A 16002-nucleotide genomic window follows, 5' to 3' on the forward strand; every position below is an offset into this window, starting at 1 on the left:
ATGGATATTAAGAATCATAATATGAATAAAGAGAAACCTATCATGAGAAAACGATTCAGGATCATTGCCTTTCTTGCGTTCTTTTTTGGAATCGTTATGGCTGTTTCTCAATATTTTGAGTTTGTATCGAAAACTGTCTATGAGGAAAGCGTTTCTCATCTGACCGAAGTTTTCCATCAGTCGGATAATATGTTAGGTGAACTGACACATAAGAATCTGATGTATCTTCATATGTGGAGTGAGTATCTGCAGGATGCTCCAAGTGAAAGCAAAATTCGTGATTATATAGATAAAGCGCAGAAAGATGCGGGATTTTTATATTTTTATTTTCTATCAGCTGACGGTAACTATAAGATGACAACAGGTGAAACAGGCTATCTTGGATTACAGGAAAATATTGAAGATGAGATTCAAAAAGGCAATGATATCATAACCAATGCAGCAGTTCCCGGAAAATCCCAGATGCTTGTTTTTGCCAGCCCGAAGGCTCATGGAAGTTATCAGGGATTTAAATATGATGCAATTGCTATTGCCTATGAAAACGCTGATATAGTAAATGTACTCGATATCTCTGCGTTTAATGGAAAAGCAAAGAGTTATGTTCTTCATCCAGATGGTCGTGTTGTGATCGATCATTCTTTAGAGTCATGGGGAAACGTGTATAACTTTTTTGGCATTCTGAGAGAACATACAGATATCTCCGAAAAAGAGATCCTTGAAATTTCGAAGAAATTTAAAGAGGGACATACAGGTGCGATGTTACTAAATCTGGATGGAAAGGATTACTATCTTGTTTATGAAAAATCAGATATTCAGGACTGGGTATTTCTGGGACTTGTCCAGGCAGATATCGTCAATGCCAGTATGAACACATTGCAACTTAGTACGATGCTTCTTGTTGGGGCGGTAGTGCTTTGTATTACAGCCATTCTTATTGGATTTATTTTACGAAAAAACAGTGTAAGATTGAAGAAAAAAGACACAGAGATCTTGTACAGGGATGAGATGTTTCAAAAGTTGTCAATGAATGTGGATGACGTATTCTTAATGTTGGATGCAAAAACATATCAGGCAGATTATGTTAGTCCAAATGTGGAAAAACTGTTGGGAATTACCATAGAACAGATCCGGGAAGATATTTGTATTTTAGGAGAACTGCATTCCGAGGATATGAAAGATTCGAAGAAGGATTATCTAAAGGAGATTCAGGTTCATGAACAGCAGGAATGGGATTTTGAGTGTGTTCATCAGAAAACAGGAGAACGACGCTGGTTTCATAGTGTTGCAATGGGTAGTGAGGTAAATGGGAATAAGAAATATATACTGGTTATGTCGGATCGTACTGCTGACAAGAAAATGAATCAGGCACTTTCTGATGCAGTCCATGCTGCGGAGAATGCCAACCAGGCAAAGAGTACTTTCCTTTCTAACATGTCTCACGACATCCGGACACCAATGAACGCTATCATTGGGTTTACGACATTGGCTGTGAGCAACATTGATAACAAGAAAATGGTCAGAGATTATCTTGGTAAGATCCTTTCGTCCAGCAATCATCTGTTATCACTTATCAATGATATATTGGATATGAGTCGTATTGAGAGTGGCAAGATCCATCTGGAAGAAACAGAGGTTAGTTTGTCGGATGTACTTCATGATCTGAAGACGATCATCAGTGGACAGATTCATGCGAAGCAGCTGGAACTTTATATGGATGCCATGGATGTTATGAATGAGGATGTGTATTGCGATAAGACACGGCTAAACCAGATACTGCTGAATCTTTTGTCCAATGCGATCAAGTTTACTCCTGCAGGCGGAATGATTTCTGTTCGGTTGAAACAATATCCGGGAACACAGCGAGAGCGTCAGTTATATGAGATCCGGGTAAAGGATAACGGAATCGGTATGAGTGAGGATTTTGTACAGAAACTTTTTTCTCCTTTTGAGCGGGAGAGAAGTTCTACAGTCAGCAGGACTCAAGGTACAGGACTGGGCATGGCCATTACCAAGAATATCGTGGATATGATGGGCGGAAATATTGAGATCCAGACAGAACAGGGCAAAGGTACGGAATTTATTGTACGACTGCCGTTGCGGACCCAGTCTAAGCAGCATCGTGTAGAGAAGATCGCAGCGTTGGAAGGTCTTAAGGCATTGGTGATAGATGATGATTTTAATACCTGTGACAGCGTGACAAAGATGCTTGCAAAGGTTGGAATGCGTTCGGAATGGACACTTTCTGGTAAGGAGGCGGTTCTCCGTGCAAGGCAGTCTATAGAGCTGGGTGATGCATTCCATGCCTATATCATCGATTGGCGCTTGCCAGATATGAATGGTATTGAAGTTACCCGACAGATCCGTAGTCTTGGTGATGATACACCGATCATTATCCTGACTGCTTACGACTGGTCAGAGATCGAAGCGGAAGCAAGAGCAGCAGGAGTCAATGCATTTTGTGCGAAACCTATATTCATGTCAGACATCAGAGATACTTTGATGACAGCGATCGGTCAGAAGCAGGATAGGACGAATGATGATATTCTTCCGGCAGTAAGTTCAGATTTCAGAGGCAGAAGTATTCTGCTTGTAGAAGATAATGAATTAAACAGTGAGATTGCGATTGCGATTCTTAATGAATATGGATTTCAGGTTCATACAGCAGAAAATGGAGCAGAGGCAGTGGAGAAAATCAGGAATTCAGCACCAGGCGATTATGAGCTTGTACTTATGGATATTCAGATGCCTGTAATGAATGGATATGAGGCTGCAAAGCAGATCCGTGCATTGGATGATCCAGCACTGGCAGAAATTACGATCCTTGCTATGACTGCCAATGCTTTTGATGAAGATAGAAAGAAAGCACTGGAATGTGGTATGGATGGATTTTTATCCAAACCAATTGTTATTGAGGAATTGATCCATACGTTACAAACCAATTTGAAATAAATGAAAGGAAGCGATATCTTTTTTATTCACAAAAATTTCGAAATCTCTTAAGAAAATCTTTGACAAAATGTAACAATGGAGAATCGAAACGTGATATAATAAAGAGCAAGTGTCTATAGAACTCACATGACACAACATAAGACAAGTTTACGAAACATAAGAAGATGAGGAGGGCATAAAGATGCCTGGTATTATTTTAGAAGGAGGAACATTTCGTCCGATCTTTAGTGCAGGAGTGATGGATGCACTGTTGGATGAAGATATCATGTTTCCTTATATGATCGGAGTATCTGCGGGAATCTGTGATGGTTTTTCCTATATATCCAAACAAAAGGAAAGAAATTTAAAGATCCTGATGAACCACAGGAATGATAAAAGATACATGGGAGCGGGGAATCTACTGAAAGAGAGAAGTCTTTTTGGACTGGATTTCGTATATGACACGATCCCAAACAAACTGTATCCATTTGACTGGAAGACATTCAATGAATACAAGGGAACGATCAAGGTCGGTGTAACAAATGCATGGACAGGGAAAGCAGAATACAAAGATGGAATGAAACTGGATAAGAAGTGTACGATGCTTCGAGCAACTTGTGCGATCCCGTTTGCATTTCCAACGATCAAAGTAGATGGAAAGCCTTATTATGATGGTGGAATTGCAGATCCGATTCCGATCAGACGATCAATAGAAGATGGGAATGATAAGAATCTGATCGTACTGACAAGGCCAGAAGGGTATAGAAAAGAATTAAGCAAGAGCAACAAAGCTGCGGCAAAACTTCTCAAGAGAAAATATCCACATTTACCGGAACTGCTGTTAAATCGTCATATAAGATATAATAAAACAGTTAGATATTGTGAGCAGTTAGAGAGGGAAGGAAAGGCAGTGATCCTAAGACCAGAGTATACAATCGATAGTTTAGAGAAAGACATTGATGTATTAAAACAAACGTATGATATGGGATACCGTGTCACAAAAGAGAATATAAACCGAATTAAAGAATTATTTTAGACGACTCTTTATGCCTGTTCCACTGGACGGAAGAAGCTCGATAAGATATACTTTATAAGATTAAGACAAAGGAGGGATCGGGCGATGGCAAGAATTGAAGAATCAAAACGAACTTATATAGAAGAACTTGCGACCAATCCAAGAGTCAACCTGATGGTTTTATCGGAACGAATCGATATTGTGTTTCATGAAGACGAAAGTGAAGTATCTCTGGCAGAGAAGATAGCAGAGAAACTTTATGATATGCCACAATTGATCACTAAGTTATTACAGCAGGAAGCAATCGAATTCTTGCTGCAATGCTGGGATATGGAAGGTGAGAGTCTGATTGCTGAGATGTACGCAAGAGAGATTGAGCAGTTACATTTTCTTGGATTTCTCTCATATGAAGACGATATGATCTTATTGAATATAGAAGCAAAGGATAATTTTTTCTTCTCTCTGAAAAGCCGCAGAGTTCAGGAAGAGTTAGAAGAGGGTACCAGACTTGAGAATATTCTCTTTGGAATGTTGTTTTTATATGGTATTTTAGATATTTATGAGTGTTGCCAGATGATCCAGGAAGAGATGTTCCCAGAGCTGACATATGATGAGTTGGAAGAATTTATATTACTCCGTATTGTATTCTGGCAGTCAGGAATCTTATTAAGAAATCAGATGAATTCAAGACTGTTACTGGCAAGCCGTGAGGTAGAAAATCGTAACGAAGTATTTATTCAGTGGAGCCTTAGGGAAGATCTATCATGGAAACGTTACAGTGAAGATGAATATAAGAATCTGGCACTAGGCAATGGAATTGGAGGCTGGGATGGAATCCCAGAATTATATGATTTTGTGATGAAGAATATCGAGAATGATCAGTATAAGGTTATGATGATCGTAAAATCACTGGTTGTTAAGATTCAAAATGGATTGACTTATGAAGAGATTACATCTGCGTATGTGAATCTTCTGGACGAAGAAGATAAAGAACATCAAAGGATCCTTTGTGAATTGATCCGTACGCTTTATAAAACTGTACCATTATATAGTCTCAAGGGACATACGAGAACAGAAGTGGAAGAAGAAAGCCAAGAAGCAAGATTTCATGTGATTCAGGGTGGTAAAGAGTAAGGAGGAAGCGAATGAGACAGTCAACTGTATTAGTAGTAGATGACGAGAAAGAGATTGCTGACTTTATTGAATTATATTTAAAGAATGAAAATTATAATGTACATAAATTTTACAATGGAAAGGATGCCTTGGCATGTGTAGAACATGAGAATATTGATCTGGCGATCCTTGATGTGATGCTGCCAGATATTGATGGATTTGAGATTTTAAAACAGATCCGTTTAACACACAATTTCCCTGTGATCATGCTGACAGCGAAAGTATCTTCCATGGATAAGATCAATGGATTGACATTGGGAGCTGATGATTATATTGAGAAACCATTTGAGCCGTTGGAATTGATGGCAAGAGTGAAGGCACAGCTTCGAAGATTTACAAGATACAACGATGGAAGCGGTATGAATCAGGAAGATACACTGGAGATCGCAGGTCTTATCTTAAATCGTGCAACACACCAGTGTACTTATGGAGAAGAAGAAATTACATTGACACCGCTGGAATTTTCAATTTTATGGATTCTGACACAGAACCGCGGGAAGGTTATAAGCTCAGAGAATCTTTTTGAGCAGGTATGGAAAGAAAAGTATTTTAAGAATAACAATAATACAGTTATGGTACATATCAGACATCTCCGTGAGAAGCTGGGAGAGGTTATGGGACACAAAGAATTGATCAAGACAGTCTGGGGAGTTGGATACAAAGTTGAGGAGTAAATACAGAAGTTTAAAGATAAGGATCATACTACAGACATTGGGAATCAGTTTGATCGTTGCATGTATCGGATATTTTGTACTTGATATATTTGTAGATGGTGTATTTCAGGATCCATTTGCCAAAACGGTTGTTTATATATTTGAACGGATTGGGATGGATGAGCTGGAAGCGATCCGTGTATATCGTCTGATCTTTGTACAAAATAAAACAATGATCATTGGTGCTGGATTTTTTGTGCTGCTTTTGTTAAGCTTTTATCTGGGTATGTCAAAATTCACGACATACCTAAGACAGGTTGAAGGCGGGATCCAGATGATCTTAAATGAATCCAAAGACCGCATATTGCTCCCACCAGAGTTGAATCCTTTGGAGAATAAATTAAATGAGATCAAAGGAACGTTGAAAGAACAGAGGCGGATTGCAGAAGAAAGTGAGCAGAGAAAGAATGATATCATCGTCTATCTTGCTCATGATCTGAAGACACCGTTGACGTCGATCATTGCATATTTATCATTGTTAAATGAATCGCCGGATATGTCGGAAGAACAAAGAGCTAAGTATATAGGAATTTCTCTTGAGAAAGCGAAACGTCTTGGAGAACTGATCAATGAGTTCTTTGAAATTACAAGGTATAATCTTCAGAATATTACCTTGGACAAAAAGGAATTTTATCTTTATGTTCTGCTTGAACAGGTGATGGATTCTTTTGCTGCGGTATTTAAGCAGAAAGGATTAGAGTGGAAGATAGAGGTAGATGATAAAATATTAATTTATGGTGATCCGGACAGGCTTGCCAGGGTTTTTGAGAATCTGTTAAGGAATGCAGTATCGTATTGTTATCCGAATTCTCTCATTGAGGTTTATGGAATGATCGATGGAGATAACGCAGAGATTTTAGTCAGGAATCAGGGAAAGACCATACCAGAACATCAATTAAATAACCTGTTTGAGAAATTTTACAGATTAGATGAAGCAAGATCTTCTGAAACTGGCGGGGCAGGTCTTGGACTTGCGATCGCGAAGGAGATCATAGAGCTTCATGATGGAACTATCAAAGCAAAAAGCCAGAATGAGTATACGACATTCATAATACGGCTGCCAAGAAAGAAGGAGGAACAATGAAAAAAGTATATGTCATTGGACATCGCAATCCAGATACAGATTCCATCTGTTCTGCGATCGCATACGCAAACTTAAAGAATCAAGTGGAAGGAAATGGATACGAAGCATATCGTGCCGGTAATATCAACGGCGAAACAAGATATGTATTGGATACATTTGGAATTAAAGATCCAAAATATGTTAGTGATGTAAGACCAAGATTAAAAGACGTAAATTTAAATCTAGTTAAAGGTGCAAAAGCGACAGATTCCCTGAAATCTGCACGTGAAATGATGCAGACAGAGAAGATTGTGTCTCTTCCAGTATTAGATGGAAAGAAAATGATCGGTCTGGTATCCATCAGTGATGTGTTGAAAGCAGACATGGATGTTTATGACAATGAAATCCTTGCCAAAGCAAAAACACCATATAAAAATGTTGTAGAAACATTAGATGGAACACTTCAGGCAGGAGATATCGAAGGATATATCACAGAAGGTAAGTTAACAGTATCTGCCGCAAGTGTTGATACAATGGAAGAATTTGTAACAGCTAAAGATACAGTGATCGTTGCAAACCGTGAAGATGCACAGATTGGTGCGATCCAGACAGGAGTACAGTGTGTTGTAGTATGCATGGGTACAGAAGTTACTGATAAAGTATTAGAACTTGCAAAGGAAAAGAACTGCAGAATCATCACAACACCATATGATACATTTACAGCAAGCCGTTTGATCTGTCAGGCAATGCCAGTATCTTATATCATGGCAACAGATACGATCGTATCTTTCAATGAAACAGATTTTGTAGATGATGTCAAAGAAGAGATGACAAAGAAACGTTTCCGTTACTTCCCTGTATTGAATGCAGATAACGAATTTGTAGGATTTATTTCCAGACGTCGTATTTTAGAATTCAACAAGAAACAGGTAATCTTAGTTGACCATAATGAGGTATCACAGGCAGTCGAAGGATTAGAAGAATGTGAGATCATGGAGATCATCGACCACCACAGAATCGGAAGTGTGGAAACTGTATCACCAGTTTACTTCAGAAATCAGCCAGTTGGATGTACAGGAACGATCGTTGCTCAGATGTACCGTGAACAGGGAATCGAGATTACAAAAGAGATGGCAGGATTAATGTGTTCTGCAATTCTTTCTGATACATTAATGTTCCGTTCTCCAACATGTACACCAGTGGACGAACAGATCGCGAGAGAATTAGCACAGATCGCAGGAATTGATGTAGAAGAACATGCCAAAGCAATGTTCCGTGCAGGAAGTGATTTAAGTGGTAAGACTCCAAACGAGATCTTCTACATGGATTATAAGAAATTCAATGCCGATACAATTGATTTTGGTGTTGGACAGATCACATCCATGGATCAGGGAGAATTAGATGATATCAAAGCATCAATCCTTGAATATATGGATTCTGTGAAAGAAGAACAGGGACTTGATTACGTATTCTTTATGCTAACAAACATCTTAGAGGAAACAACACATCTGCTGATCTGCGGACCAGAAGCTGAGGGAGTGATCGAACGCGGATTTGGTGTAACACCAGAAGATAAAGTTGCAATTCTTCCTGGAGTTATGTCACGTAAGAAACAGATGATCCCTAATCTTTTGAATGCGTTTCAGCAGTAGATTGTAATAGTCTTTGATATGTATATGAGAAAAAATAAATAAGAATAGGAGCCATCCGCCAGAGAATTTATGCTCGCCGGATGGCTCTTCTGTTATTAGTGCTTCTAAAAGAAGTATTGAAAATATGAAATAAGTGCAGTATACTAATAATAAATAAAATATGTGGAATAAACTGTAAAAAATACTTGCCAATATTTGTAAATTAATGTAAACTATAAACATCAATAATCTAGATTAAAGTCAAAGAAGTTCTATATAATTGTAATTCGATTCAGAGAAATTCTATGAATATGCAGTTCTGCAGATAAGATAACCAAATGATAGTTTACAAACAAGGAGTCAGGAATGGGAGAAAAGGATAAGATTGAAAAGTTATTGGAAGATTATCCAGATGTATTTGCAGATATTATCAATGTATTAGTTTATCAAGGAGAAGAGGTAGTTAAACCAGAGGAACTACGGACAACAAATATACGGTCACAATATAAAGCATCAGATGATGTGCTTCATGAAGAAGAGAGAGATACTTTGAAAGAATGGAATAATAAAAAAGGTTTCAAGGTATTATTTGGAATTGAAAATCAGACAATCAAAGATAAAAAGATGCCACTACGTGTAATTGCATACGATGGAGCAAGTTATCGTTCTCAGATGTTAAAGAAAGGTGCAAAAGAATTTTGTAAAGTAATAACACTGATCTTACATTTTGGAGATAATCAATGGAAAGATGATAAAGAACTAAGAGAAGTTATCAATCAAGAAAGTGTGAATGAGGAGCTGTTTCAAAATTATAAATTGAATGTATTTGACATAGCATATCTGACAGAAGAACAAATAAAAATGTTTCAAAGTGACTTTGGAATTATTGCGGATTATTTTGTAAAACGAAGAAAAGGTTATAAAACAATTGAAAATCATAAACCAATCAAACATGTGGATGAAATGTTAAAATTTATGAGGATTTTTGCAGAAGACGAAAGATTTTTGCAATTGGATGTAAAGAAAAATGAGGAAGGAGAGGTTACTATGTGTACAATATTAGATACAGCAATTAATAAAGGAATTGAGCAAGGAATAAGTCAAGGAATAACACAAGGTATAGCGCAGGGAAAAATTATAGGGGAAAATGCTACATTACAGTTAGTAAAAATTTTATTAGCTAATAATAAAAATCAAGATATAGATAAGATATACAATGATATACAGTATAGAAATAAATTAATGGAAGAGTATAAAATCTATGAAAGAATATAAAAAAGACCGCCCATCTGGGCGGTTACTTTTCTGAAAAGAGAGGATTAAAAAATATATATATGAAAAACTATGTCTTAAGTATACCAAAATCCCTGAGGCATTCAATATACAAAGTATGAACAATTCTAAAGAATTTATAAACAGTTCTAAACAAAATAGGTTTCGACGTTGTTGTACTTTTGACACTTACATCATATGATAGTATTTAGCATAAAGACCGCCAGAGGCAATTAGTTCTTCATGTGTTCCTCGTTCTTTGATCGTTTGTCCATCGATAACAAGAATTTCATCTGCATTCTGGATCGTTGATAAACGATGGGCGATCGTGATCGTTGTTCGATTTTCAGACAAGGCGTCCAGACTCTTCTGGATATGCTGCTCGCTTTCATTATCTAATGCGCTGGTAGCTTCATCTAAGATTAAGATTGGCGGGTTCTTTAAGAAGACTCTTGCAATAGAGATTCTTTGCTTCTGACCACCGGATAATCTTGTACCACGTTCTCCAACGAAAGTATCATAGCCATTAGGTAATGTCATAATAAAATCGTGGATATTGGCTTTCTTAGCAGCTTCGACAATTTCATCAAAGGTTGCATCAGGGTTTCCGTAAGCAATATTTTCTTTGACACTGCCGCCAAATAGATAAACATCCTGTTGAACAATACCGATGGAGCTTCTAAGACTCTCTAATTTTATATCCTTGATATTCTGACCACCGATCGTAATCAAACCATCTGTAATATCATAAAATCGAGGCAGCAGAGAACAGATCGTTGTTTTCCCACCACCGGAAGGTCCAACGAGTGCAATGGATTTTCCTGATTTGATCGTGAAATCAATGTGATTTAATACAATCTCATTATCCTCGTAACTAAATGAGACATCATGATAACAGATATCCCCATCAGGATGTTTCATATTAACGGCATCAACAGAATCTGTGATCTCAGATTCAATATCAATAACAGACTGATAACGGATAAAACCAGACATACCTTTCTGGATCATTTCTGTTAATTCTACAAGAATCTGAATCGGGCTGATAAAGATTCCAATATACAATGCATACATAGCAAGGTCAGCAGCACTCATCTGGCCAAGAGCGATAAAATAACCACCAGCAAGTAAAGTGACAAGATACATCATTCCTTGGAAAAATGTATTTCCACTCTGAAAACTTCCCATAGCACGATAATTATCACGCTTGGAATCTAAAAATGCCTCATTTCCAACACGAAATTTCTCACGTTCAATATCTTCATTTGCAAAAGACTGCACAATACGGATTCCAGCAAGGGAGTCTTGCAAAGAAGCATTGACATCACCAATCTTCCTGCGGTTATCAAGGAAGGTAGCCTGCATCTTACGGTTTTGCTTTGCACTGAAGAAGATCATCAGTAAAACGATCGCAAGAAGAATAATCGCTAATTTCCACTGAATGATAAACAGGAAAATAAAAGATCCAACGATCTTTACAAGAGAGATAAATAAATTCTCAGGGCCGTGATGGGCAGCTTCGGAAATATCAAACAGATCAGAAACAAGACGGCTCATCATTTGTCCGGTGTTATGCTGATCATAATAGGAAAAAGAAAGATTTTCATAATGGTCAAACAGTTTACGGCGCATATCACGTTCCATCTGAGCTCCCATGATATGTCCCTGACAGCTGACATAATATTTACAGAATGCCTGAAAAATATAGCAGATAAATAAAATTCCCCCGATGATCGGAAGAGTCTTAAGGATCATAGAAGCATCCTTAAGAAATAAAGTCTTTGTAAGTGAACGAAGGATCTGTGGATAAGCAAGATCAACCAGACTGATAAATGCTGCACAGATCAGATCAAAAATGAAGACTTTTTTGTAGGGTTTATAATATTGGATGAATTTTTGAAAAGTACTCATTGGTGATAACTCCTTTAAAGAAAAATTTGATTGTATACAAACAACCAGAGACTATCATACACTAATTTTTGAAAAATAAAAAGACCGCTCAATAAAATGAGCGGTTACTTTTCTGAAAAGAGAGGATTAAAAAATATATATGAAAAACTATGTCTTAAGTATACCAAAATCCTCGAAGCATTCAATATACAAAGTATGAACAATTCTAAAGAAAGTATAAACAGTTCTAAAGAAATTGAATATATTCAAACAAAACTTGTTTAAATGAAGTATAAATGATAAAATAATAATAGATAAAATATTATCTATTATTATTAAAAATATGAGATTTTGGATAAAATATTATCTATAAAATGAGGAGAAATAAATGGAACAATTAGTATGGGAAACAGCAGAAGAATTAGATCAGAAACTTGCACAAAGAGTACGAAAGATCAGAAAACGGCGTTCTATTTCTCAGATGAAATTAGCTTCTATGAGTGGTGTAAGTTATGGTTCGATCAAAAGGTTTGAGACAACAGGACAGATTTCATTAATTTCATTAACTAAGATAGCAATGGCATTAGATATTGCAGATGAACTTCGAAATATTTTTACACAAGTGCCATATCGGAATATTCAGGAGGTTATCAATGAGCGAAACTAAAACGTTACAAGTTATGTATGATGAAAAGCTTGTGGGAACACTGGCTATGGCATCAGGGCATAAAGTTGCATTCCAGTATAGTGAGGAATGGTTAGAAGATGGTTTTTCAATCAGCCCATTTTCATTACCTTTAAAAAATCAAGTGTTTGTTCCGCAAAAGGATTATTTTGATGGCCTTTTCGGAGTATTTGCGGACAGTTTGCCAGATAACTGGGGAAGATTATTATTGAATCGATTATTGCGTGTACATAAACAGAATCCAGATAGATTAACTGTTTTGGACCGCTTAGAGATTGTTGGAAAGTCAGGAATGGGAGCAATTACCTATCATCCTGAGCGGACATTGGAACAAACAAATGGAAATACAAACCTGGATGAACTGGCAGAACAATGTCAGAAAATTCTCAATACAGAATATTCAGATAAACTAGATGAATTATATCGCCTTGGAGGAACCAGTGGTGGTGCAAGACCGAAGATCATGACGACAATCGATGAGGAAGAATGGATCATAAAATTTCCAGCTCATGTAGATGGAAAAAATGCAGGGAAAATGGAATATGATTATTCATGTTGTGCGAAAAAAAGTGGGATTACAATGAGTGAAACAAGACTTTTTCCATCAGAACAGTGTGATGGTTATTTTGGAACGAAACGCTTTGATAGAAGAATAGACCAAACAGGAAAAAAAAGAATTCATATGTTAACTGCTGCAGCTCTTTTGGAATTGGACTTCGAGCAGCCAAGTCTTGATTATCATAGTTTAATGAAATTGACAAAGATATTAACAAGAGATAATACGGAGGATATTGAAAATATGTTTCGTAGAATGTGTTTTAACGTTTTTGCACATAATCGAGATGATCATTCAAAGAATTTCACATATTTATATGATGAAGAGAAAGATAGTTGGCGACTAAGCCCAGCATATGATCTAACTTATAGCAGCACATATTATGGAGAACATACCACGACAGTTGACGGGAATGGACGTAATCCTGGAAGAAAGGAAATTTTAACAGTTGGAATTACGTCAGGGATGAAAAAAGAGGTATGTGTGGATATTATGGATCAGATAGAGAAATGTGTAAGAGATATGTTAGGAGAATATTTATGAAATAAAAAGACCGCTCGATATAATGAGCGGTTACTTTTCTGAAAAGAGAGGATTAAAAAATATATATGAAAAACTATGTCTTAAGTATAGCAAAATCCTTCCTTTATTCAATATATAAAGTATGAACAATTCTAAAGAAAGTATAAACAGTTCTAAAGAAATTATTGTAAATGCCAGTTGATCCAGTAATACAGATTCAAAACAAATCTGTATTACTGGATCATTTTCAAATTATAATACAAGATCTTCGCCGTAAGTCCCCATATGATACGGTCATCATATTCGTAGAATAAAACCTCATATTCCCCACGTGCCCAAGGGTACTCTTTTCCACCAGGTACTTTATCAAATGGAAAGTTATCTGTTGGATACATAGTCACTTTGTTATAATAACATTTCGGTGGGGTGTTCTGAAAGAATGCTAATGGAACAGTGAAAATTTCAGAAACTTCATCATTACTATACTGACCATCATAATTTACTAATTCCCCAAGATAAGGATCGATCCGCAGACCAGCAGGAGATAAAAAGTAATCTAAAGGCCCATATAATTTAATATTAGATTCAGAAATCAGTAATTCTTCACAAGTTTCACGGATCGAAGTCTCCATGGATGTTTCATCATGTTCTCTCCGGCCGCCCGGGAAACAGATTTCCCCAGGCTGTTGTGAGAGTTTATTGGAACGGACTTCAAATAGGATATGGTATCCATCATTTTTCTTGATCAGAGGGATCATAACGGCAGATACCTTGTCCTTTTCTTGTTCAATTCTTTTTGGAATTCGGGTGTTTAAGTGTTTGAACATAAAAATCTCCTAGAATCTGAAATCACGTTTTCCTTCATGAATATTTTCGATATATTCGGTAGCTTTCTGCTTGACAACAGGATTTGGGATCTTCTCAAGTTCCTGTTTGATCAATACCTCACCTTTGGCTTTGACTTCATCAGAAGCGTAATCCTCTAAGTATTCTTTTAAAGTCATTAAAGCATTTGGTGCACAGCAGTTTGCAATCTGACCGGATTTGACAAGAGTCATGAAACGATCACCAGTACGTCCTTCACGGTAACATGCTGTACAGAAACTTGGAATATGACCAAGATCCATCAGCCATCCGATGATCTCATCTAAGGTACGGTTATCATTTTTCTCAAACTGTGCAGAGTTATCTTCTGGTTTTTCTTTTTCAGCGTATCCACCGACACTTGTAGAAGAAGCACCACTGATCTGAGATACTCCGACTTTTAAGACACGTTCTCTTGATTCTTGTGTCTCACGAGTAGATACGATGATTCCTGTATAAGGAACAGAAATACGAAGGATTGCAACGATCTTCTCAAAGATATCATCATTGATTGCATTTTCGAAATCGTCAGGATCGATATCGTCAGCAGGACGGATTCTTGGAACACTGATCGTATGAGGTCCAACACCGAATTTTGCTTCCAGATGTTCTGCATGCATTAACAGACCAGCAAAGTCATAACGATACATATCAAGACCGAATAAAACACCGATACCAACATCATCGATACCAGCTGTCATCGCACGGTCCATAGCTTCTGTATGGTAAGCATAATCATGTTTTGGTCCTGTTGGATGAAGAACTTCATAATTGTCTTTGTGGTAGGTTTCCTGGAATAAAATATATGTTCCGATACCAACATCTTTTAATTTCTTATAATTTTCAACTGTTGTAGCAGCGATATTTACGTTTACACGACGGATCGCACCGTTTTTGTGTTTGATACTGTAAATTGTTTTAATGCTCTCTAATACATATTCAATTGGAATATTCACAGGATCTTCTCCTGTTTCAAGAGCCAGTCTCTTATGCCCCATATCCTGAAGAGCGATAACTTCTTTCTTGATCTCTTCCTGAGTTAATTTCTTTCTGCGGATATGTTTATTCTTATAATGATAAGGACAGTAAGTACATCCGTTGACACAATAGTTTGCAAGATATAATGGAGCAAACATAACGATACGATTTCCATAGAATTCTTCCTTGATCTTGATCGCAAGATCAAAAACTTTCTGGATCAGTTCTTTATCTTCACATGCAAGAAGTACGGAAGCTTCTCTGTGGGAAATACCTTTTAATTTCTTTGCTTTTTCAATGATAGACAGGATCAGTTCCTTATTGTTTTTGTTGGCATCTGCATAAGCAAGTGTATCTTTGATCTCCTGGTCATCAATAAATTCTTCTGCGATACCGGATTCTGGTCTGTACATAGTTTTCTCCTTCTCCTAAATTAGTTAATACGTAATATTTTTATTGCATAGGAGATTTTATCGATATTTTCTATGCAATAAAAAAGCATATTCGGAAATGAATATGCCAGATAGTCGAATAAAAAAGTACGTAAGATCCCCAAGGGAACAGGTACTTTGTAAGCTCAATCTTGGCATCAGGAAATCCTTGGCTTCAGAATGAATATGCACTTATATATTCATTATAAATAAATGAGACAAAAAGTCAATGAAAGAAAAAAAGAGAACGATTAAGATTGTGTTTCTAAGCGTTTCATTGT

The 16002-nt window shown here is 36.8% G+C and carries 12 protein-coding genes; 9 read left to right on the top strand and 3 right to left on the bottom strand.

Going from position 1 to position 16002, the window contains the following annotated elements; translation table 11 throughout:
• The 7 genes from QUE18_RS01480 to QUE18_RS01510 all read left to right on the top strand — a co-directional run bounded on the left by QUE18_RS01480 (position 1) and on the right by QUE18_RS01510 (position 9798).
• On the top strand, positions 1-2949 hold the full coding sequence (locus QUE18_RS01480; RefSeq protein ID WP_009204228.1) for a hybrid sensor histidine kinase/response regulator: 2949 nt from the start codon (positions 1-3) through the stop codon (positions 2947-2949).
• A 181-nt stretch (positions 2950-3130) separates the two neighbouring features.
• On the top strand, positions 3131-3964 hold the full coding sequence (locus QUE18_RS01485; RefSeq protein WP_008393875.1) for a patatin-like phospholipase family protein: 834 nt from the start codon (positions 3131-3133) through the stop codon (positions 3962-3964).
• Positions 3965-4048: 84 nt separating this feature from the next.
• Positions 4049-5077, top strand: coding sequence for a hypothetical protein (locus tag QUE18_RS01490; RefSeq protein ID WP_009204229.1), 1029 nt, complete (start codon positions 4049-4051; stop codon positions 5075-5077).
• Between the two features lie 11 nt (positions 5078-5088).
• Entirely contained in the window at positions 5089-5790 is a 702-nt protein-coding gene (vanR, locus tag QUE18_RS01495) for a VanR-ABDEGLN family response regulator transcription factor (protein WP_008393877.1), read from the top strand.
• Positions 5780-6913, top strand: coding sequence for a sensor histidine kinase (locus QUE18_RS01500; RefSeq protein WP_039862620.1), 1134 nt, complete (start codon positions 5780-5782; stop codon positions 6911-6913). Before vanR ends, QUE18_RS01500 begins: the two co-directional genes overlap by 11 nt.
• Positions 6910-8544, top strand: coding sequence for a putative manganese-dependent inorganic diphosphatase (locus QUE18_RS01505; RefSeq protein WP_009204230.1), 1635 nt, complete (start codon positions 6910-6912; stop codon positions 8542-8544). Before QUE18_RS01500 ends, QUE18_RS01505 begins: the two co-directional genes overlap by 4 nt.
• Before the next feature lie 345 nt (positions 8545-8889).
• The gene (locus QUE18_RS01510; protein ID WP_009204231.1) at positions 8890-9798 is read left to right on the top strand and encodes an Rpn family recombination-promoting nuclease/putative transposase; all 909 of its coding nucleotides are present in this window, start codon (positions 8890-8892) and stop codon (positions 9796-9798) included.
• A 186-nt stretch (positions 9799-9984) separates the two neighbouring features.
• Here QUE18_RS01510 and QUE18_RS01515 read toward each other — a convergent pair whose 3' ends face one another.
• Positions 9985-11706: an ABC transporter ATP-binding protein gene (locus QUE18_RS01515; RefSeq protein ID WP_009204232.1), complete on the bottom strand. Its 1722-nt coding sequence runs from the start codon at positions 11704-11706 to the stop codon at positions 9985-9987.
• A gap of 367 nt (positions 11707-12073) precedes the next feature.
• On the opposite strand from QUE18_RS01515, the gene QUE18_RS01520 reads away from it, so the two are divergent.
• A complete protein-coding gene (locus tag QUE18_RS01520; protein ID WP_009204234.1) occupies positions 12074-12352 on the top strand; it encodes a helix-turn-helix domain-containing protein in 279 nt (92 codons plus the stop codon).
• On the top strand, positions 12339-13469 hold the full coding sequence (locus QUE18_RS01525) for a type II toxin-antitoxin system HipA family toxin (protein ID WP_009204235.1): 1131 nt from the start codon (positions 12339-12341) through the stop codon (positions 13467-13469). The genes QUE18_RS01520 and QUE18_RS01525 overlap by 14 nt, the downstream gene beginning before the upstream one ends.
• A gap of 212 nt (positions 13470-13681) precedes the next feature.
• Here the strand turns inward: QUE18_RS01525 and QUE18_RS01530 are convergent, their stop codons facing one another.
• Both QUE18_RS01530 and hydG read right to left on the bottom strand, forming a co-directional pair.
• Entirely contained in the window at positions 13682-14275 is a 594-nt protein-coding gene (locus QUE18_RS01530) for an NUDIX hydrolase (RefSeq protein WP_009204236.1), read from the bottom strand.
• 9 nt (positions 14276-14284) lie between these two features.
• Positions 14285-15703 (bottom strand): [FeFe] hydrogenase H-cluster radical SAM maturase HydG, encoded by a 1419-nt coding sequence (gene hydG / locus QUE18_RS01535; protein ID WP_009204237.1) that lies wholly within the window; start codon positions 15701-15703, stop codon positions 14285-14287.
• Positions 15704-16002: the final 299 nt, after the last annotated feature.

The sequence above is a fragment of the Anaerostipes hadrus ATCC 29173 = JCM 17467 genome (genome assembly GCF_030296915.1).
Classification (GTDB): domain Bacteria; phylum Bacillota; class Clostridia; order Lachnospirales; family Lachnospiraceae; genus Anaerostipes; species Anaerostipes hadrus.